20 protein-coding genes are annotated in these 18,890 nt (G+C 59.9%); 18 read left to right on the top strand and 2 right to left on the bottom strand.

Annotation, left to right across the window (positions count from 1 at the left end; genetic code table 11):
- Positions 1-3: 3 nt before the first annotated feature.
- The 17 genes from murJ (at position 4) to trmB (ending at position 16,070) form a co-directional block, all read left to right on the top strand.
- Positions 4-1,593, top strand: coding sequence for a murein biosynthesis integral membrane protein MurJ (gene murJ / locus ACQZ5G_RS08410; RefSeq protein WP_448737215.1), 1,590 nt, complete (start codon positions 4-6; stop codon positions 1,591-1,593).
- Positions 1,593-1,997 (top strand): VOC family protein, encoded by a 405-nt coding sequence (locus ACQZ5G_RS08405; RefSeq protein ID WP_448737216.1) that lies wholly within the window; start codon positions 1,593-1,595, stop codon positions 1,995-1,997. The genes murJ and ACQZ5G_RS08405 overlap by 1 nt, the downstream gene beginning before the upstream one ends.
- Before the next feature lie 103 nt (positions 1,998-2,100).
- Positions 2,101-3,165 (top strand): tryptophan--tRNA ligase, encoded by a 1,065-nt coding sequence (gene trpS, locus ACQZ5G_RS08400; protein ID WP_059759352.1) that lies wholly within the window; start codon positions 2,101-2,103, stop codon positions 3,163-3,165.
- Positions 3,166-3,280: 115 nt separating this feature from the next.
- Positions 3,281-3,772: a universal stress protein gene (locus tag ACQZ5G_RS08395; RefSeq protein ID WP_003503758.1), complete on the top strand. Its 492-nt coding sequence runs from the start codon at positions 3,281-3,283 to the stop codon at positions 3,770-3,772.
- A gap of 238 nt (positions 3,773-4,010) precedes the next feature.
- Positions 4,011-4,574: a NifU family protein gene (locus ACQZ5G_RS08390; protein ID WP_059759355.1), complete on the top strand. Its 564-nt coding sequence runs from the start codon at positions 4,011-4,013 to the stop codon at positions 4,572-4,574.
- 19 nt (positions 4,575-4,593) lie between these two features.
- The gene (gene tsaB / locus ACQZ5G_RS08385) at positions 4,594-5,262 is read left to right on the top strand and encodes a tRNA (adenosine(37)-N6)-threonylcarbamoyltransferase complex dimerization subunit type 1 TsaB (RefSeq protein WP_448737217.1); all 669 of its coding nucleotides are present in this window, start codon (positions 4,594-4,596) and stop codon (positions 5,260-5,262) included.
- 68 nt (positions 5,263-5,330) lie between these two features.
- On the top strand, positions 5,331-5,825 hold the full coding sequence (locus ACQZ5G_RS08380; protein ID WP_059759360.1) for a GNAT family N-acetyltransferase: 495 nt from the start codon (positions 5,331-5,333) through the stop codon (positions 5,823-5,825).
- A 64-nt stretch (positions 5,826-5,889) separates the two neighbouring features.
- Positions 5,890-6,318 carry a Fur family transcriptional regulator gene (locus ACQZ5G_RS08375; RefSeq protein WP_003503749.1) on the top strand — a complete coding sequence of 143 codons (429 nt, stop codon included), beginning with the start codon at positions 5,890-5,892 and terminating at the stop codon, positions 6,316-6,318.
- A gap of 30 nt (positions 6,319-6,348) precedes the next feature.
- Entirely contained in the window at positions 6,349-7,143 is a 795-nt protein-coding gene (olsA, locus tag ACQZ5G_RS08370) for a lyso-ornithine lipid O-acyltransferase (RefSeq protein WP_059759361.1), read from the top strand.
- A 65-nt stretch (positions 7,144-7,208) separates the two neighbouring features.
- Positions 7,209-8,612 carry a tRNA (N6-isopentenyl adenosine(37)-C2)-methylthiotransferase MiaB gene (gene miaB, locus ACQZ5G_RS08365; protein WP_448737218.1) on the top strand — a complete coding sequence of 468 codons (1,404 nt, stop codon included), beginning with the start codon at positions 7,209-7,211 and terminating at the stop codon, positions 8,610-8,612.
- Positions 8,613-8,652: 40 nt separating this feature from the next.
- On the top strand, positions 8,653-9,708 hold the full coding sequence (locus tag ACQZ5G_RS08360) for a PhoH family protein (RefSeq protein ID WP_020812441.1): 1,056 nt from the start codon (positions 8,653-8,655) through the stop codon (positions 9,706-9,708).
- 10 nt (positions 9,709-9,718) lie between these two features.
- Positions 9,719-10,225 carry an rRNA maturation RNase YbeY gene (gene ybeY / locus ACQZ5G_RS08355; RefSeq protein WP_448737219.1) on the top strand — a complete coding sequence of 169 codons (507 nt, stop codon included), beginning with the start codon at positions 9,719-9,721 and terminating at the stop codon, positions 10,223-10,225.
- Positions 10,226-10,240: 15 nt separating this feature from the next.
- Positions 10,241-11,386 carry a hemolysin family protein gene (locus tag ACQZ5G_RS08350; RefSeq protein WP_448737220.1) on the top strand — a complete coding sequence of 382 codons (1,146 nt, stop codon included), beginning with the start codon at positions 10,241-10,243 and terminating at the stop codon, positions 11,384-11,386.
- A gap of 222 nt (positions 11,387-11,608) precedes the next feature.
- Positions 11,609-13,198, top strand: a complete 1,590-nt coding sequence (lnt, locus tag ACQZ5G_RS08345; RefSeq protein ID WP_448737221.1) for an apolipoprotein N-acyltransferase — start codon at positions 11,609-11,611, stop codon at positions 13,196-13,198.
- Positions 13,199-13,331: 133 nt separating this feature from the next.
- Entirely contained in the window at positions 13,332-13,751 is a 420-nt protein-coding gene (locus tag ACQZ5G_RS08340) for a helix-turn-helix domain-containing protein (RefSeq protein WP_448737222.1), read from the top strand.
- A gap of 190 nt (positions 13,752-13,941) precedes the next feature.
- Entirely contained in the window at positions 13,942-15,204 is a 1,263-nt protein-coding gene (gene metK, locus ACQZ5G_RS08335) for a methionine adenosyltransferase (protein ID WP_003520054.1), read from the top strand.
- Positions 15,205-15,371: 167 nt separating this feature from the next.
- Positions 15,372-16,070 (top strand): tRNA (guanosine(46)-N7)-methyltransferase TrmB, encoded by a 699-nt coding sequence (gene trmB, locus ACQZ5G_RS08330; protein ID WP_448737223.1) that lies wholly within the window; start codon positions 15,372-15,374, stop codon positions 16,068-16,070.
- A gap of 12 nt (positions 16,071-16,082) precedes the next feature.
- On the opposite strand, the gene ACQZ5G_RS08325 is transcribed toward trmB, so the two are convergent.
- Positions 16,083-16,982, bottom strand: a complete 900-nt coding sequence (locus tag ACQZ5G_RS08325) for a ribokinase (RefSeq protein ID WP_448737224.1) — start codon at positions 16,980-16,982, stop codon at positions 16,083-16,085.
- A gap of 53 nt (positions 16,983-17,035) precedes the next feature.
- Complete coding sequence (locus ACQZ5G_RS08320) at positions 17,036-18,229, bottom strand: DNA recombination protein RmuC (protein ID WP_304982087.1); 1,194 nt, start codon at positions 18,227-18,229, stop codon at positions 17,036-17,038.
- A gap of 148 nt (positions 18,230-18,377) precedes the next feature.
- On the opposite strand from ACQZ5G_RS08320, the gene def reads away from it, so the two are divergent.
- Positions 18,378-18,890, top strand: coding sequence for a peptide deformylase (gene def / locus ACQZ5G_RS08315; protein WP_448737225.1), 513 nt, complete (start codon positions 18,378-18,380; stop codon positions 18,888-18,890).

The following is an 18,890-nucleotide window of genomic DNA, read 5'->3' as shown; positions in this document are numbered from 1 at the left end:
ATCATGAGCCTGATCGGCAAGTTCGCCACCGTCGGCACCGCCACGCTCGGCAGCCGCATTTTCGGCTTCCTGCGAGAAACCCTGATGGCAGCCGCCGTCGGCACCGGCCCGGTGGCGGATGCCTTCAATGCCGCTTTCCGTTTCCCCAATACCTTCCGTCGGCTGTTTGCCGAAGGCGCGTTCAACTCGGCTTTCGTGCCGCTTTTCGCAAAGGAAATCGAGGCGAACGGCATGGAGGGCGCGAGACGCTTTTCCGAGGAAGTCTTCGGCGTCCTGTTCACCGTGCTTCTGGCCTTGACGATCCTGATGGAACTGTCGATGCCGTTCATCGTGCGCACGGTGATCGCGCCGGGCTTTCTGGAAGACCCGGTGAAATTCGACAACACCGTCCATCTCGCCACCATCATGTTCCCCTATCTCGCCTGCATGTCTCTGGCGGCAATGATGGGCGGCATGCTGAACTCGCTGCATCGTTATTTCGCAGCCGCAATTGCTCCCGTTTTCCTCAACATCATCCTCATCGGCGTGCTCGCTTTGGCATGGTGGAAAAATTACGATCCGCTTCAGGTGGGTTATGCGCTCTCCTGGGGCGTGATGGCGGCGGGTCTGGTGCAGCTTGCCATCGTCTGGATCGCCGTGCGCAATGCCGGCATGCGCATCGGTTTCCGCAGGCCCCGGCTGACGAAGAATGTGCAGCGCCTTCTGGTTCTAGCCCTGCCGGCAGCCATCACCGGCGGCATTACCCAGATCAATTTGCTGATCAACACCAATATCGCCTCTGCCGGCGAAGGCGTGATCTCGTCGCTTGCCTATGCGGACCGGATTTATCAGCTGCCGCTCGGGGTGGTCGGCATCGCGGTGGCCACCGTGCTTCTGCCGGAACTGGCGCGGGCTTTGCGCGGCGGGCATATGGTGGAGGCGGGAAGCCTGCAGAACCGCTCGGTCGAATTCGTACTGTTCCTGACATTGCCCGCTGCCGCAGCACTTCTCGTCATGGCGGAACCCATCGTGCGCTTCCTTTACGAGCGCGGCAACTTCTCGCCTTCGGCCACGATCACCGTCGCGCAAATCCTCGGTATCTATGGTCTTGGCCTGCCGGCTTTCGTGCTGATCAAGGCCTTCATTCCGGGCTTTTTCGCCCGCGAGGATACGCGTACGCCGATGATCTTCGCGGCGATTTCCGTCGTCGTGAACGTCTCCCTGGCGCTGACACTGTTTCCGCGTCTTGGGGGCCCGGGCATCGCCATTGCCGAAATCACTGCCGGCTGGGTGAACGCCGCCCTGTTGTTCGGCATGCTCTTGTGGCGCGGGCACTGGCAGGTGGATATTCCGCTGCTCACCCGCATTCCGCGTTTGCTGCTGGCTGCGGCGTTGATGGCCGGTTTCGTGCACTATGCGCTGACCTGGTTGACTTTCGAACTGTCTTCCGCCTCGTCCATTTTCGTGCGGGCTGGCACCATCATGGCTCTCGTCTTCGCGGCCATGCTGGTTTATTTCGTGCTGGCCTTTGTTTCGGGTGGGGCCGATATCGGCATGGTCAAGCGAGCCATCCGCAAGCGCGGCAAAAAGAACGTCGAAACGGAGGCGGGCTGATGTCCTTTGCCGAAAACCGCCGCATCGCGCTTGTTACGCTTGTCGTGGATAACTACGATCGGGCAAAAGCGTTTTATTGCAATGTTCTCGGGTTCGAGTGCCTGTCCGATCAGCCGCTTGGTGATGGCAAGCGATGGCTGGTGGTGAAACCTGAAGGCAGCGATGGCGGTGCCCTGCTGCTTGCCCAGGCGGACGGTGAATCGCAGAGGCTTGCCATCGGCAACCAGGCGGGCGGCCGTGTCGGATTTTTCCTGCACACCGATAATTTCCAACGCGATTATGAGACCATGCTCGCCCGCGGCGTGCGCTTTCTGGAAGAACCGCGCCACGAGGTTTACGGCTCCGTTGCGGTCTTTGCCGACCCTTATGGCAATCGCTGGGATCTTCTGGAACCGCGCGGCTGACATGCCCTGAAACCGCTTGATTGCTGGGGGCTGCGGGTGCATAAGCGCGCGTGCAATTCCAACCATGGGGCGGGGCCCTCCACAAGCCTTTTCGAGGACGACAATGAACGCATTCAAGCCGCTGGTTTTCTCGGGCGTCCAGCCGACCGGCAATCTGCATCTCGGTAATTATCTCGGCGCCATCCGCAAATTCGTGGCGCTGCAGGAAGATAACGACTGCATCTATTGCGTCGTCGATATGCATGCCATCACCGCCCAGCTCGTTCATACGGACCTGAAGGCGCAGACCCGCTCGATTGCGGCCGCCTTCATCGCCTCGGGCATCGACCCTGTAAAACACATCGTCTTCAACCAGTCGGCCGTGCCGCAGCATGCGGAACTCGCATGGGTGTTCAACTGCGTGGCGCGCATCGGCTGGATGGAGCGCATGACGCAGTTCAAGGACAAGTCCGGCAAGAATGCCGAGCAGGTGTCGCTCGGCCTGCTCGCCTATCCGAGCCTGATGGCTGCCGACATTCTCGTCTATCGCGCCACGCATGTTCCGGTTGGTGACGACCAGAAGCAGCATCTGGAACTTGCCCGCGACATCGCCCAGAAATTCAACATCGATTTCGGCGATCATATCCGCAAGGCCGGTCTCGGCCTCGATATCACAGTCGGCGATGAGCCGGTGCACGCCTATTTCCCGATGGTGGAACCGCTGATCGGCGGTCCGGCGCCGCGCGTGATGTCGCTCAAGGACGGCACCAAGAAGATGTCGAAGTCCGACCCTTCCGATCTGTCGCGCATCAACCTGATGGATGATGTCGACGCGATCTCGAAGAAGATCAAGAAGGCGAAGACGGATCCGGACGCGCTGCCGAGCGAAGTGGAAGGTCTTAAGGGCCGTCCCGAGGCCGAAAACCTCGTCGGCATCTATGCCGCGCTGTCCGACAGGACCAAGGCGGATGTTCTTTCCGAATTCGGCGGACAGCAGTTCTCGGCCTTCAAGCCGGCCCTCGTCGAGCTTGCCGTCAATGTTCTGGCCCCCGTCAACAACGAGATGCGCCGCCTTCTCGATGACCCGACCCATATCGACGCCATCCTCAAACAGGGCGGCGAGCGGGCACGCACCATTGCCGAAAAGACGATGAACGAGGTGCGCGACATCATCGGCTTCCTGCGCTGACAGGTCGCTGCTGCGCGAATGCGGCGGGCGGTTTGCGCCTGCCGTGATTTGATATAATCTCCGCCCGAACCGTCGGGCGGTTTCTCGGATCACGGCGGACCTAAGGGAGTGCGGAATGGTTTCAAAACGGCTGTCGCGTCTGGAAGGGCATCGTCGCAAATTTCTCGCTGTTATCGATGACACACCGGAATGCGAAAGGGCCGTGCACTATGCCGGTCGTCGCGCCAAGAACTCCAATGGCGGACTGGTGCTGCTCTACATGATCCCGGAAGGCGATTTCCAGCAATGGCTGGGTGTCGAACAGATCATGCGGGCCGAGGCGCGTGAGGAGGCGGAAGCCACGCTTGCCAAGATCGCCCAGAAGGTGCGCGAGACCATCGGCATCGAACCAGAGGCGGTGATCCGCGAAGGCAGCGCCACCGAGCAGATTCACGGGCTGATCGAGGAAGACCGCGATATCGCGATTCTCGTTCTGGCAGCAGGCTCGACGAAGGAAGGGCCGGGACCGCTTGTTTCTTCCATCGCCGGACGCGGGGCAGCCTTTCCCATTCCCGTCACCGTGCTGCCGGATACATTGTCGGATGAGGAAATCGACGCGCTCTGCTGATCCGGGGTTCCGGACAAGATTTAGGGGCTGACGATTTCTTGAATGTAATTATCATGTCAGGGCTTGAAGTGCAGCTTCGCCGGGCGTATTTTTTGGAAGAATTCTAAAGCATGTCTCCCAAAAGTGGGAACCGGTTTTGGGATAAAGACATGCGTAGCAAAAAATTTAAAGCGCGTGGTCGTGAAGCGACGCGCTTTAAATTACGGGGCGTGAACGGCGACCTCGAAGGAGACAGACGATGTTCATTCAGACGGAAGCCACGCCGAACCCGACGACGCTGAAGTTCCTGCCGGGCAAAGTGGTGCTGGAAAGCGGTACGGCTGAGTTTCTCAACCCGTCGCAGGCGCAGGCTTCGCCGCTGGCAGAGCGCCTCTTCACCATTCCGGGTGTGACCGGCGTTTATTTCGGTTTCGATTTCATCACCGTCACCAAGGACGGTGCGGAATGGCAGCATCTGAAGCCTGCCATTCTCGGCTCCATCATGGAACATTTCATGTCAGGCCGCCCAATCATGGGCACGGCAATCGCTGCCGAAGTCTCGGATGAGGAAGGCGAGTTCTTCGAAGAGGGTGACGAAACCATCGTCGCCACCATCAAGGAACTGCTGGAAACCCGCGTCCGCCCCGCCGTGGCGCAGGATGGCGGCGACATCACCTTCCGCGGTTTCCGCGACGGCACGGTGTTCCTGAACATGAAGGGCGCCTGCTCGGGTTGCCCGTCCTCCACCGCCACGCTGAAGCATGGCGTTCAGAATCTGCTTCGCCATTTCGTGCCGGAAGTGCGCGAAGTCGAAGCGGTATAAAAGCGCAAGCCAGGCCATCATGATTGTTCTCGCACTCGACACCTCAGGTGTGGATTGTTCCGCCTGCGTTTATGACAGCGCCTCCGACAGGGTGCTCGGCGAGGTATGCGAAACGATCGGCAAGGGCCATGCCGAAAGGTTGATGGCGGTGATCGACGGTGCTCTGGAGCAGGCGCAACTCTCGCTCCAGAATGTCGGGCGTATCGCCGTGACCATCGGGCCGGGGTCTTTCACCGGTATCCGCGTCGGGGTCGCCGCCGCGCGCGGCTTTGCCCTGTCGCTCGGCGTCGAGGCCGTGGGCGTCACCACGCTTGAAACACTGGCGCTTCATCATCTGCTCGAAAATCCCGGCCGGCCCGTGGCCGTCGGGCTGGATGCCAAACGCGGCGAAGCCTATCTCCAGACATTCGGTGCGGATGGATCGCCGCTGCGCGAAGCTGCACTTCTGTCTCTGGACGACGCCAAAACGGTCACTACCGGTTTCGACGGCGCCGTCATCGGCTCAGCCGCGCCGCTTTTGGCGGGGTTGGAGGCGGGTTCGGGACCGGATCACTTCCCGATTGCCTCGGTCGCGCGTGCTGCTGCGCGCAAGCCGGCTGGCCAGCCGAAACCCGCGCCGCTTTATCTGCGCGGGCCGGATGCCCGGCCGCAGACCGGTTTTGCGCTGGCACGTCAGGGCGTTGCCTGATAGGGCATTCGTCAGCCTGTGCGAATGATTCCTGTGATGCCCGATTCTTGTTATGCCCGATCCCTGCTATGTTTGACGAATACCTGAGCTGGAAGCCCTATTTCGAGATCGTGCCGATGCAGCATGAGGATTGCGCCGCGGTGGCGGAGTTGCATGCGCTGCGCTTTCCGCGCCCTTGGAACGACGGGGAGTTTTCCGGGCTGCTGACGCAAGGGGCTGTTTTCGGTGCTGTCGCACGCCAGACCAACGCTTTTTTCAGCAAGCCGCTCGGTGGTTTCGTGCTGGCGCGGGAAGTGGCGGGCGAAGCGGAAATCCTGACCGTTGCCGTGGCCGACAAGTTCGCACGCGCCGGTCTCGGCTGGCGGCTGATGCAGTCGGCCATCCGCGAGGCGATGATGCGCGGCGCCGAAACCATGTTTCTTGAGGTGGATAATAATAATGCCTCTGCGCTGGGTCTTTACAGGAAGCTCGGCTTCAAAACCGTCGCGGAACGCAAGGCCTATTACACAGCAAAGGATGGAACGAAGTCGACGGCGCTTGTCATGCGCCGCGATCTTCGCTAGTTCCCTGCGACAGGCATTTTTTCGGCGAAAGCCGCAAACCGGAATTCTCAAAAGGCCAGAAGACGTGACAGACCTTTCGAAAACGCTGGAGGAGCTTTGTGCCGAACGCGGCATGCGGATGACGGATCAACGCCGTGTCATCGCCCGCGTCCTTCAGGAGTCAGCCGACCATCCCGATGTCGAGGAGCTTTACCGCCGTTCCTCCGCCGTGGATCCGCGCATCTCGATTTCCACCGTCTACAGGACGGTGAAGCTGTTCGAGGATGCCGGCATCATCGAGCGTCACGATTTTCGCGACGGCCGTTCGCGCTATGAGACCGTGCCCGAGGAACATCACGATCACCTGATCGACCTGAAGAACGGCGTGGTCATCGAATTTCATTCGGCCGAGATCGAGGCCCTTCAGGAAAAGATCGCCAGGGAACACGGCTTCAAGCTCGTGGATCACCGGTTGGAACTTTACGGTGTGCCGTTGAAGCCCGGCGAACACTGAGACGCCGGTGAACAAGCGGGCGTTTTTCTCATGATGTGGCTGCGGACAGCCTATATCGCGGTCGTTCTGCTGATCGTCACGCTCGTCTTGCTGCCGCTTCAACTGCTGGGCCTTGCCTTCGACTGGCGGCTTCGCCGTCGCATTCCCCGCCTCTGGCACCGCATCGCCTGCCATGTTCTCGGCATCCGTGTGCATGTGCATGGCGATGTGGAGCGGGCGAAACCGCTGATGCTGGCGGTCAATCACGCCTCGTGGAAGGATATCCTCGTTTTGGGCAGCATTGCCGATGTGGTGTTCATCGCCAAGACGGAAGTGCGGGACTGGCCGGTGTTCGGCTGGCTTGCCCGGCTGCAGAAAAGCATCTTCGTGCAGCGTGAGCAAAAACGCAGCACCGGCGCGCAGGTGAGCGAGATCGCCAGCCGCATGGCCGATGGCGAGATCGTCGTTTTGTTTCCCGAAGGCACCACCTCGGACGGCAACCGCATGCTTGCCGTCAAATCCTCGCTGTTCGGCGCGGCTTCCACCGCCGCTGAACAGGTGCCGGGCAAGCTGGTTTATGTGCAGCCTGTCGCCATTGCCTATACAAGGGTGCAGGGCATGGCCATGGGGCGTTACCATCGTGTCATCGCCGCCTGGCCGGGCAGCATCACGCTCGTGCCGCATCTACTCGGCATCATCAGGGCCGGCGCCATCGATGTCGACGTGACATTCGGTGATAGCGTTCCATTTCACAGCACGGATAATCGCAAGCGTCTGGCGACCGATATCGCCGCCTCCATCCGCTCCATGCTGGCCTTCAGCCTGCGCGGCGGCTGGCGGAATTAGCGAGATCGTAGCTTTTCCGGCATTTTTCTGTTTAATCTGGCCGTGAAAAACACTAGATAGCCGCCATGACCCAGGAAACGCTTGGCCTCGACGCCCCACCCATGATCGCCCGCGAGGGTTCGAACAGCAGAAAGGTCTTCATCAAGACCTATGGCTGTCAGATGAATGTCTACGATTCCGTCCGTATGAGCGATGCGCTGGCGAAGGACGGTTACGTTCAGACGGAGGATATGGGCGAGGCGGATCTGGTACTGCTGAACACCTGTCATATCCGCGAAAAGGCGGCTGAAAAGGTCTATTCGGCGCTAGGCCGCCTGCGCGACATGAAAAAATCGCGCGAAGAGCAGGGCCGCGAATTCATGATCGGCGTTGCCGGATGCGTTGCGCAGGCGGAAGGCGAGGAAATCCTTCGCCGTGCGCCCGCCGTCGATGTCGTCATTGGCCCGCAGACCTACCATCGCCTGCCGGACGCCCTGAAGCGGGTGCGTGGCGGCGAGCGTGTCATCGAAACCGAATATGCGGTCGAGGATAAGTTCGAGCACCTGCCTGTCGCCGAAAAGGTCACGCTGCGCACGCGCGGCGTGACGGCGTTTCTGACGGTGCAGGAAGGCTGCGACAAGTTCTGTACCTTCTGTGTCGTGCCCTATACGCGCGGTTCGGAAGTCTCCCGCCCCGTGCGCCAGATCGTCGATGAGGCGATGAAGCTCGTCGATGCAGGCGTGCGCGAAATCACACTGCTCGGCCAGAATGTGAATGCCTGGCAGGGCGAAGGCCCGAGGGGCGAGAAATGGGGCCTTGCCGAACTGCTTTACCGGCTGGCGGAAATTCCCGGCCTCGCACGGCTTCGTTACACCACCAGCCATCCGCGCGACATGGACGAGCGCCTGATCGGCGCGCATCGCGATCTGCGCATCCTGATGCCCTATCTGCATCTGCCGGTACAGTCCGGCTCGGACCGCATTCTGAAAGCGATGAACCGTCGCCATACGGGTGAGGAATATATCCAGCTTATCGAAAAAATCCGCGCCGCCCGCCCTGATATCGCCATGTCGGGAGACTTTATTGTCGGTTTCCCCGGTGAGACGGATCGCGATTTCGAAGATACGATGGCGATGGTCGAGACGGTGAAATATGCGCAGGCCTTCTCGTTCAAATATTCCACCCGCCCCGGCACGCCGGGAGCCGATCTCACGGATCAGGTTGCGGAAGAGGTGAAGGCCGAGCGACTGGAAAGATTGCAGGCCCTGTTGCTGCGGCAGCAGAAGGAATTTGCGGAATCGCTGGTCGGAAAAACCATGGATGTGCTGCTGGAAAAGCCCGGCCGCATGCCTGAGCAGTTGATAGGTCGCTCTCCATGGCTGCAATCCGTGAATCTTGATGCAAAGACTTTGAAAATCGGTGACATTGTTAATGTACGAATCACCGCAACGGGTCCAAACAGCTTGTTTGCCGAGGTGGCAGGGAGTTAGAGTGAGGAGCCGACACTGATTGGGACAGGAGCCTGACCGCTTGAACGCACACGAATTGGTATCAAATTCATCGCGCCAGCCACGCCAAGCCGCGACCGACGCCAATCACTTCGTCCTCACGTTCGAGAATAACAGGATAGCGGGAGAGCTATTCGGTCAGTTCGATCAGAACCTGAAGCTTCTGGAACAGCGCCTCAATATCGACGCTCGCCCGCGCGGCAATTCCGTCGCCATCACCGGCGATGTCGTTGCCACCAATCAGGCTCGTCGGGCGCTGGATTTCCTTTATGAACGGCTGCTCAAGGGCGGAACCGCCGAGGTCTCCGATGTCGAAGGCGCGATCCGCATGGCCATGGCCGCGGACGACCAGCTGACCTTGCCGACGATGGAACGCAAGGCGAAGATTTCCATGGCGCAGATTTCCACACGCAAGAAGACCATCGCTGCCCGCACGCCGACGCAGGATGTCTATATGCGGGCGCTGGAGCAATCCGAACTGGTTTTCGGTGTCGGCCCCGCCGGTACCGGCAAGACCTATCTTGCCGTCGCTCATGCGGCGCAGCTTCTGGAGCGCGGGGCGGTTGACCGCATCATCCTCTCGCGCCCCGCCGTCGAAGCGGGCGAGCGCCTGGGCTTCCTGCCCGGCGACATGAAGGAAAAGGTCGATCCTTATCTGCGCCCGCTTTATGACGCGCTTTATGACATGATGCCGGGCGACAAGGTGGAGCGCGCCATTCAGGCGGGCGTCATCGAAATCGCGCCGCTGGCCTTCATGCGCGGTCGCACGCTGGCCAATGCCGCCGTCATTCTGGACGAAGCCCAGAATACCACGACCATGCAGATGAAGATGTTCCTGACCCGCCTTGGCGAGAACGGCCGCATGATCGTGACCGGTGACCCGAGCCAGGTGGATTTGCCGCGCGGTGTGAAATCCGGTCTTGTCGAGGCCCTGCAAATCCTCGGCGATGTGGAAGGCGTGTCCGTCGTGCGCTTCAAGGATGTCGATGTCGTGCGTCATCCGATGGTGGCGCGCATCGTCCGGGCTTACGAATCCCACACGGCCGTGCCGGATGAAAGCCTCGTGAAGGGCAGCTGACGTAAAGACAATGACAGTTCTGGATATTCAAATCAGCGTCGAGGCCGAAGGCTGGTCCTCGGAAGAGGAATTGGCTGCTTTTGCCACCAGGGTGCTCGATGCAGCGGTCGATTTCCTGAAGCGGGAAGAGGACCAACCCTTCCCGAAAATGCCGGTGGAACTGTCGCTGGTCTTCACCGACGACGAAAATATTCGCGAAATCAACGCTGAGTGGCGCGACAAGGACAAGGCAACCAATGTCCTGTCTTTCCCGGCTTTTCCGCTGGAGCCGGGCGGAATGCCGGGCCCCATGCTGGGCGATATCGTCATCGCGCGCGAGACGGTTGAACGCGAGGCCCTTGAACTTGAGAAGAGTTTCGGGGATCATCTGACCCATCTGCTCGTCCATGGGTTCCTGCATTTGTTCGGTTACGACCACATGGACGAGGAAGAAGCGGAAGAAATGGAGTCGCTTGAGACTCGCATTTTGGCGGTGCTTGGCCTATCTGATCCTTACGCGGGTCAGGAACCGCTTTAAATATTGTCTGGAGCCATGAACGAACATTCTGCACGACCTGCCAATGAGGGCAGAGAAAACGGCGAGCAGTCCTCTTCGGAGGAGGGCAGTAGTCACTTACGTCAAGACTTCACTGCAAAGCCGAGATCGACGATCTGGTCGCGCATCGCGCGGTTGCTGAAACCGTCACAGGGCGAGCGCCTGCGCGAGGATTTGACCGACGCGCTGATGGACGACACCGAAATCGGTGCGGCCTTTTCGCCCGAAGAACGGGCGATGCTCAACAATATCCTGCGTTTCCGCGAGGTTCGGGTCGAAGATATCATGATCCCGCGTGTGGACATCGACGGTCTCGATGAAAATATGACGATCGGCGATGCGCTGATCCTCTTCGAGGAAACCGGGCGTTCCCGCATGCCGGTTTATGACGAGACGCTGGATAATCCGAAGGGCATGATCCACATTCGCGATCTGCTGGCCTATGTCGCCAAGCAGGCCCGCAACAAACGCCGGGCCGGTTCGCGGAGCGTCGCTTACGGTGAGGTGAAGGCGCCGCGTTCACCGCGGCCGAATTTCGACCTGGCACGTGTCGATCTGGAGCAGACGGTCGCCGCTGCCGGGTTGGTGCGCAAAATTCTTTTCGCACCGCCCTCCATGCTGGCCTCCGACCTCTTGAAGACGATGCAGGCCCAGAGAACCCAGCTTGCGCTGGTGATCGATGAATATGGCGGCACCGACGGTCTCGTCAGCCACGAGGATATCGTCGAGATGGTCGTGGGTGACATCGATGACGAGCACGACAAGGACGAGGCGATGTTCTCCCGTCTTTCCGCCGATGTGCTTGTCGCGGATGCACGCGCGGAACTCACCGAACTTGCCGAGGCGATCGGGCCGGAATTCGATGTGCGTGAACATCTGGAGGAAATCGATACGCTCGGCGGTCTCATCTTCTTCGCGCTCGGCCGCATTCCGGCCAAGGGCGAGGTGGTCAGGGCCGTGCCAGGTTTCGAGTTCCAGATCCTCGATGCGGATAGCAGGCGCATCAAGGGCGTTCGTATCGTCCGTGATCACGGCTCTGAAGGTGAGGATGATCGCGCTCCGGGCGAAGCGGGCGCCAATGAGGTGATTGCGCTGCCTGCGCCGGATGTCCGCCTTATCACGCACCAGCACAACGCCGATTAAGAAAGGGTGACGGGGTTTTCTCCGTCGCTTCCACCTTTCGACATGTCAATCCGACAGGTATGAATGCCCGTGTTCGGCGTCGAAAAGAACACATGGCGCCTCGGTCGCCATGCCTCCTGTGGACTGCGAATCTTTTTTCCTTTACGTCGGGTCTGAGGGGAAATTCCGTGGCGCGGCCTTGTCGGCGGCGGGCTTTTCCGGACGCGCATAAACGGAGATGGCATGGAGCGTCTTGCAGGCAGGGTAATGCTGGCCGGCGGCATGAGCCGCGCAGTTATGGCGATTGCCGCAGGTGCGGTCGGGGCGCTCGCTTTGCCTCCATTCGGCTTTTTCGCGGCGCTATTTTTGACTTTCACTCTGCTTGTCTGGCTCGTGGATGGCTGCACCGGAAAGCCGGGCGGCGGCCTCTTCAGCCGCATCCTGCCGGCCTTCGGCATTGGCTGGTGTTTCGGGCTCGGTTATTTCGTCGCGGGCCTGTGGTGGCTCGGCAATGCTCTCCTGCTGGAGGCCGATGAATTCGCCTGGGCGCTGCCGCTCGCCATTCTTGGCCTTCCCGCTTTTCTGGCGTTGTTTTACGGTTTTGCGGTTGCCGCAGCCAATTTCCTCTGGTCGGAGGGCCTCGGCCGTATCGCTGCGCTTGCTGCCGCATTCGGCTTTTCGGAATGGCTGCGCAGCTTCCTGGCCACCGGCTTTCCCTGGAACGCCATCGGCTACGGCATCATGCCCATCCCGATCATGATGCAGTCGGCACATCTGCTTGGCCTTTTCAGTATAACGACGCTTGCGGTTTTCATCTTCGCCTCGCCCGCGCTGATAGGCACGAAAAAAGGCATGTGGCCGGGTCTCGTTGTGGCGGGCCTGCTGCTGGCCGGTCATTTCGGTTATGGCTTCTACCGTCTCCAGACGCCAGCGGAGGTGCCCGCAGACGCACTGACCGTTCGGATCGTGCAGCCTTCAATCGATCAGTCACGCAAGATGCTGAACGCGGACAGGGCGGAGATTTTTGGCGAGCATCTGCGGCTCTCTGCGCTGCCGCCCGGCGAAGGAAAAAAGCGCCCTGATATCATCGTCTGGCCGGAAACCTCCGTGCCGTTCATTCTGACGCAAAACCCGGATGCTCTGGCGGAAATCGCCAAAACGCTCGAGGATGGACAGGTGCTGTTCACCGGCGCCGTCAGAATGGAAGATCAGGGGGCAGGCCGCCCGCCGCGTTATTACAATTCGGTCTATGCGATCGACAGCCAGGGCGAGATCATCGGCGCGACCGACAAGGTGCATCTGACCCCCTTTGGCGAATATGTCCCCTTTGAAGGCATCCTGCGGGAATTCGGCATCGACAATGTCATCGCCCTGCCGGGGGGCTTTTCCGCCGCCTCATCGCGCACGCCGCTCACGCTTCCTTCGGGCAAGACCTTCTATCCTCTCATCTGTTACGAGATCATTTTCCCGGGTGAGATGACGCCGGGGCTGGCCGGCTCGGCCGCCATCCTGAATGTGACCAATGATGGCTGGTTTGGCGATACGCCCGGCCCCTATCAGCATTTTCTGCAGGCGAGAGTCCGGGCCGTTGAGACGGGCGTGCCGGTGATTCGCGGTGCCAATACCGGAATTTCCGCTGTCATAGACCCCTATGGCCGCATTATTGCGGGACTCGATTACGGTCGGGTGGGAATTGTTGACGCCACTTTGAGTGGTGGGTCAAACGACGCATTTACTTACGACACACATCGGACGTATTTCTGGTTGATTTTTTCTATCTTGATGATCGTTGCGGTATTTCCCGCCTTGAGTTTCGCTCGGCGCCAGAATTGACCGGGAACCCCTGTAATTGCATAGTGAATACGTCAGTCGTAAAACAAGTTTAGACGCTGTCGAATTGCCGACTCATTTCTTCGAATAGTAGCGAAGCGAGATATCAACCCTTTCCGAGTGTCAGGACCGCATGATGACCGAGAATAAGAAAAAGCCTAACCCCATCGACATTCATGTCGGAAGCCGAATTCGCCTTCGCAGAACCATGCTCGGAATGAGCCAGGAGAAGCTGGGTGAAAGTCTGGGAATTACCTTTCAGCAAATCCAGAAATATGAAAAAGGCACGAACCGCGTGGGCGCCAGCCGCCTCCAGAATATTTCCGCGATCCTCAATGTGCCCGTTTCCTTTTTCTTCGAAGATGCACCCGGCGATCAGGCTGGCGGTACACCCGGCATGGCGGAGGCGTCGAGCTCCAACTACGTGGTCGACTTTCTGTCCTCGGCTGAAGGTCTGCAGCTGAACCGCGCCTTCGTGAAGATCGCCGACCCGAAGGTTCGCCGCCGTCTCGTCGATCTCGTCAAGGCGCTCGCCGCCGAAGGTGACACCGAGTAAGCGCAGCCCGCGCGACGCAGAAAATTTCCGGCACGGGATGCCGGGCACTCAACGGTCCGCAAGGACCGTTTTTTTGTGCCCGATTAGAAAGGAATTCTCACATAAAGATATATTTATGTGGTTGTGTCCTTGTTTTTCACGGCCGAAATGACTAACAAACTCCAAGACCGTTCTTTGAGGGGAATCCCGCATGCGTGCCAATTATCTGTTCACCAGCGAGTCCGTGGCCGAGGGTCATCCGGACAAGGTTTGTGATCGTATTTCCGATGAAATTGTGGATCTCATCTATCGTGAAGCGTCCAAGACGGGCGTTGACCCGTGGACCGTGCGCATTGCCTGCGAAACGCTTGCGACGACCAACCGCGTCGTTATCGCCGGTGAGGTTCGGGTTCCCGATACGCTTCTGAAGAAGGACAAGGACGGCAAGGTCCTCAAGGACGCCGCTGGCCATCCGGTCATCAACCCCTCGAAGTTCAAGTCCGCCGCTCGCAAGGCAATCCGCGACATCGGCTACGAGCAGGATGGTTTCCACTGGAAGACCGCCAAGATCGACGTTCTCCTGCATCCGCAGTCGGCTGACATCGCGCAGGGCGTGGACAACGCCTCCGACAAACAGGGCGACGAGGGCGCTGGCGACCAGGGCATCATGTTCGGTTACGCCTGCAAGGAAACGCCGGACCTGATGCCGGCTCCGATCTATTATTCCCACCGTATCCTGCAGCTGCTCGCCACCGCCCGTAAAAGCGGCGAAGGCGAAGCGGCAAAGCTCGGCCCCGACGCCAAGAGCCAGGTCACGGTTCGTTACGTCGACGGCAAGGCGGCGGAAGCCGTATCCATCGTTCTGTCCACGCAGCATCTCGATGCAAGCTGGGATTCGAAGAAGGTTCGCGCCGTTGTCGAGCCCTATATCCGCGAAGCTCTGGGCGACCTGAAGATCGCTGACGATTGCCAGTGGTACATCAACCCGACCGGCAAGTTCGTCATCGGCGGTCCTGATGGTGATGCCGGCCTGACGGGTCGCAAGATCATCGTCGACACCTATGGCGGCGCCGCTCCCCATGGCGGCGGTGCATTCTCCGGCAAGGACACGACCAAGGTCGACCGTTCCGCCGCCTATGCCGCCCGTTATCTCGCCAAGAACGTCGTGGCTGCCGGTCTTGCCGAGCGCTGCACGATCCAGATTTCCTACGCAATCGGCATCGCCCAGCCGCTGTCGATCTATGTCGATCTGCATGGCACCGGCAAGGTCAGCGAAGATCAGGTCGAGGCCGCGATCCGCAAGGTCATGGACCTTTCGCCGTCGGGTATTCGCCGTCATCTCGATCTCAACAAGCCGATCTACGCCAAGACGTCTTCCTACGGCCATTTCGGCCGCAAGGCCGGCCGTGACGGCTCCTTCTCCTGGGAGAAGCTCGATCTGGTAAAGCCGCTCAAGGAAGCTTTGAGCGCCTGAGGCATTTCCAGTAAGGCCACAGCGGCTTTACGTCCGGGAATATGTGCAGGGGATATCGCCCTTGTCATTTGGCGGCGATTGAGAGATACCGTCACCAACTTTGTAACCCGCACAGTGCCTCATCTGGCGCTGTGCGGGTTAAGTCTATTTGTTCTTGAGAGTATGAGATGACGGAAGAACGGCGTTCGCGCGCGACGGAAGCTTTTTTTGGCAGACGCAAGGGCAAGCCCCTGCGCAATCAGCAGGTCGATACAATCGAGAACCTGTTGCCTTTGCTGAAAATCGATCTGGAAAGCGCCCCGCCGCAAAATCTCGCCGCTCTTTTTCCCGCGGATGTGCGATCGATCCGTCTGGAGATCGGTTTCGGCGGCGGCGAGCATCTCGCCCACCGCGCGGTTGAAAACCCGGAGATGGGTTTCATCGGCGTGGAACCCTTCGTCAATTCCATGGCCAAGCTGCTGGCCGCCGTGCGCGAACGCGAGTTGATGAATATCCGCCTTTACGACGATGATGCGACGCAATTGCTGGACTGGCTGCCCGAGGGATCGATCGATCATATCGACCTTCTCTATCCCGACCCGTGGCCGAAGAAGAAGCACTGGAAGCGTCGTTTCGTTTCAGACGTCAACCTTGCCCGCTTCCATCGTGTGCTGAAACCCGGCGGAAAGTTCTGCTTCGCTTCCGATATCGATACCTACGTCAACTGGACGCTGCAGCATTGCGCCCGCCATGGCGGCTTCGAATGGACAGCGACGAGCGCTGATGACTGGCGCACGCCCTACGTCAACTGGCCGGGCACGCGTTATGAGAACAAGGCGAAAAGAGAAGGCCGCAGCTCGGCCTATCTCACCTTCATTCGTCGTTGAGCGGCTGATCCCTCAGAGGGCCGCATCCACTTCCGCGGCAAGCGGAATGGAAGGCTGGGCGCCGGCGCGGGTGCAGGCGAGCGAACCTGCGACGGCGGCGCGCTTCAGCGCCCTTTCGAAATCCATGCCCTGATCGAGGCTGGCGGCGAGATAACCACAGAAGGTGTCGCCTGCACCGACCGTATCGACCGGTTCGATCTTGAGGCCGGAAGCCCGGAAAACCTTGCCGTTGCGCATGGCGATCACGCCATCGGCACCAAGCGTCACGATCAATGTCTGGCCGGTCCTGCCATGCAGGGCTTTCAGTTCGTTTTCCCGCTCAGAACCGGAAAGGCCGTTCTTTCCGATCAACAATTCGAACTCGGTTTCGTTGGCGATGACGATATCGGCAAGGCCCGCAAGGCGCGGCCCATCGGCGGTCAGTGGCGCAGTATTGATGACGCTGGTGACGCGCTTTGCCTTCGCAGCCGTCAGCGCCGCTTCGATAGCGGACGCGGGTATCTCGAACTGCAGCATCAAAATATCGCCTGCCGACATTTCCGCCAGGGCTTTCGCGGCGTCGGATGCGGAGACTTCACCGTTGGCGGCGGGAATGACCGAGATCATGTTTTCCCCGCCTTCGCCGATAAGGATCACTGCCGTCCCCGTAGGGCCGGGCGTGGTCTTCACCAGTGAGAGGTCGGTGCCGGCGTCGCGCAGCAATGTCAGCGCCGGCGCGGCAAAGGTGTCATCGCCCGCAGCCCCTGCCATCTTGACCGTGGCGCCCGCACGCCGTGCGGCCAACGCCTGGTTGGCTCCCTTGCCGCCGGCGGCCGTGGAGAAGGTCTCGCCCGTCACGGTTTCACCGGGCTTGGGCAGGCGTTTGGCGGTGGCGACGAGGTCCATGTTGATGGAGCCGAAAACAGTAATCATGGAGGGCGTATCCGTATAGAATTCAAGCAAGGCGGCGACTTTGCCCGAGCGGATCACTCGTCGTCAACCACCCGCAACTTTGCCGTTCCCGCCCTGTTCTCGGCAAAGCGTCGGGCCTGCTCGATTTCCCCATGCGAAGTCTCTTTTTCCGTCGGTGAAAAATCGAGACCTTCGATTTTCTGGCCGCGCGCCAGCACCTTGTCGGAGGAGATCAGCATCATGTCGATATCTTTTTGGGCCAATCCAAAATGGGCCTGCAGCTTGCGCGTCCGGTCGTCCAGCCGCCGCACATCGTCCATGAGCAATGCCACTTCACCCTGAATGAGATGCGCCTGCTCGCGCATGCGCTGATCCTTGAGCACGGACTGGATGACCTGTACCGACAGCATCAGAAGCGACGGCGAAACGATGACGACACGGGCACGGTGGGCGCGCTGCACCAGATATTCGAAGTGCTGGTGGATATCGGCGAAGATCGATTCGGACGGCACGAAGATGAAGGCCGTATCCTGCGTCTCGCCGCGGATGAGGTATTTCTCGGCCACGTCGCGAATATGCACTTCCATATCGCGGCGGAACTGCTGCACGGCGGCGCGTTTGGTTTCGGGTGTTTCGTCCGCCTTGATGGCGTTCCATGCCTCCAGCGGAAACTTGGCGTCGATGACGAGCGGCGGGGCATTGTTGGGCATCTTGATGGTGCAGTCCGGCCGGTAGCCGTTCGAAAGTGTCGGCTGCAACTGGAAGGCCCCGGCCGGAAGCGCATCGGCAATCAGCGTCTCCATGCGGGCCTGTCCGAAGGCGCCGCGCGTCTGCTTGTTGGAAAGGATGGCCTGAAGCCCGACGACGTCCTTGGCCAGATCCTGAATATTGCCCTGCGCGGCGTCGATGACCGCGAGGCGCTCCTGCAGGCGGCTCAGATTCTCATGCGTCGACCGGGTCTGCTCCGTCAGTGTTTCGCCAAGGCGCTGCGACATGCCGTCGAGGCGCTGGTTCAGCGTCTGGCTCATCTCGGTCTGGCGGGTGCCGAGCGTTTCCGCCATGGCGGCGATGCGGCCATGCAGTTCGGACTGTGTTTTCAGGAGGTCGGAGATTTCGCCATCGGCTCCCGCTTTCTTCGCACGGCTCGCCGTCACCAGCCAGATGGTTACCAGACCGAAAACCAGAGCCGCGAGCAGCGCGCCGAAGCTGATGTCGACGGAGCCGGCCCGTAACGCGGGATCGAGGAGAACGGAGAAATCTATGCTCATGATTAAATCTAGCAGGTTTCTTGTGATTCGGAAGATCAAAACAAGAACATTCCTGCGGCGGAAATGAGTCGGGCGGGGCGGATGCCGGAGGCGGTTTGAACCTCGTGTTTTTTATTTCCTCCGCGCAAGAGATACGTTATGGGAAGCCATGACCATCAAACCGCTTATCATTTTGCCCGATCCCGTGCTGCGCCAGCAATCGAAGCCCATCGAAAAGGTGGATGCCGAGGTGCTGCGTCTTGCCGACGACATGCTGGAAACCATGTATGATGCGCCGGGTATCGGCCTCGCCGCCATTCAGATCGGCGTGGCGCGCCGCATGCTGGTGATCGACGTTGCGCGTGAAGGCGAGGAAAAGACCCCGATCGTCTTCATCAATCCGGAAATCCTCAAGGTGTCGGACGATGTCTCGACCTATGAGGAAGGCTGCCTCTCCATCCCCGATTATTACGCCGAGGTGGAGCGTCCCGCGTCGCTCACGGTGCAATATGTCGGCCGTGACGGCAGGCAGCAGACGGTCGAGGCGGATGGCCTGCTCGCCACCTGCCTGCAGCATGAGATCGATCACCTGAACGGCGTTCTCTTCATCGACCATATTTCGCGGCTGAAGCGCGACATGGTCATCAAGAAATTCACGAAAGCGGCCCGCGCAAAGATCTGA

It is taken from the genome of Agrobacterium sp. 22-214-1, assembly GCF_053522465.1.
The sequence above is the reverse complement of the archived record's forward strand: the minus strand, read 5'-3'. Positions and strand labels throughout refer to the sequence as shown.

Coding starts and splice junctions, on each gene's coding strand:
- murJ (WP_448737215.1), top strand. CDS start 4: ATGAGCCTGATCGGCAAGTTCGCCACCGTCGGCACCGCCACGCTCGGC.
- ACQZ5G_RS08405 (WP_448737216.1), top strand. CDS start 1,593: ATGTCCTTTGCCGAAAACCGCCGCATCGCGCTTGTTACGCTTGTCGTG.
- trpS (WP_059759352.1), top strand. CDS start 2,101: ATGAACGCATTCAAGCCGCTGGTTTTCTCGGGCGTCCAGCCGACCGGC.
- ACQZ5G_RS08395 (WP_003503758.1), top strand. CDS start 3,281: ATGGTTTCAAAACGGCTGTCGCGTCTGGAAGGGCATCGTCGCAAATTT.
- ACQZ5G_RS08390 (WP_059759355.1), top strand. CDS start 4,011: ATGTTCATTCAGACGGAAGCCACGCCGAACCCGACGACGCTGAAGTTC.
- tsaB (WP_448737217.1), top strand. CDS start 4,594: ATGATTGTTCTCGCACTCGACACCTCAGGTGTGGATTGTTCCGCCTGC.
- ACQZ5G_RS08380 (WP_059759360.1), top strand. CDS start 5,331: ATGTTTGACGAATACCTGAGCTGGAAGCCCTATTTCGAGATCGTGCCG.
- olsA (WP_059759361.1), top strand. CDS start 6,349: ATGATGTGGCTGCGGACAGCCTATATCGCGGTCGTTCTGCTGATCGTC.
- miaB (WP_448737218.1), top strand. CDS start 7,209: ATGACCCAGGAAACGCTTGGCCTCGACGCCCCACCCATGATCGCCCGC.
- ybeY (WP_448737219.1), top strand. CDS start 9,719: ATGACAGTTCTGGATATTCAAATCAGCGTCGAGGCCGAAGGCTGGTCC.
- ACQZ5G_RS08350 (WP_448737220.1), top strand. CDS start 10,241: ATGAACGAACATTCTGCACGACCTGCCAATGAGGGCAGAGAAAACGGC.
- lnt (WP_448737221.1), top strand. CDS start 11,609: ATGGAGCGTCTTGCAGGCAGGGTAATGCTGGCCGGCGGCATGAGCCGC.
- ACQZ5G_RS08340 (WP_448737222.1), top strand. CDS start 13,332: ATGACCGAGAATAAGAAAAAGCCTAACCCCATCGACATTCATGTCGGA.
- metK (WP_003520054.1), top strand. CDS start 13,942: ATGCGTGCCAATTATCTGTTCACCAGCGAGTCCGTGGCCGAGGGTCAT.
- trmB (WP_448737223.1), top strand. CDS start 15,372: ATGACGGAAGAACGGCGTTCGCGCGCGACGGAAGCTTTTTTTGGCAGA.
- ACQZ5G_RS08325 (WP_448737224.1), bottom strand. CDS start 16,982: ATGATTACTGTTTTCGGCTCCATCAACATGGACCTCGTCGCCACCGCC.
- ACQZ5G_RS08320 (WP_304982087.1), bottom strand. CDS start 18,229: ATGAGCATAGATTTCTCCGTTCTCCTCGATCCCGCGTTACGGGCCGGC.
- def (WP_448737225.1), top strand. CDS start 18,378: ATGACCATCAAACCGCTTATCATTTTGCCCGATCCCGTGCTGCGCCAG.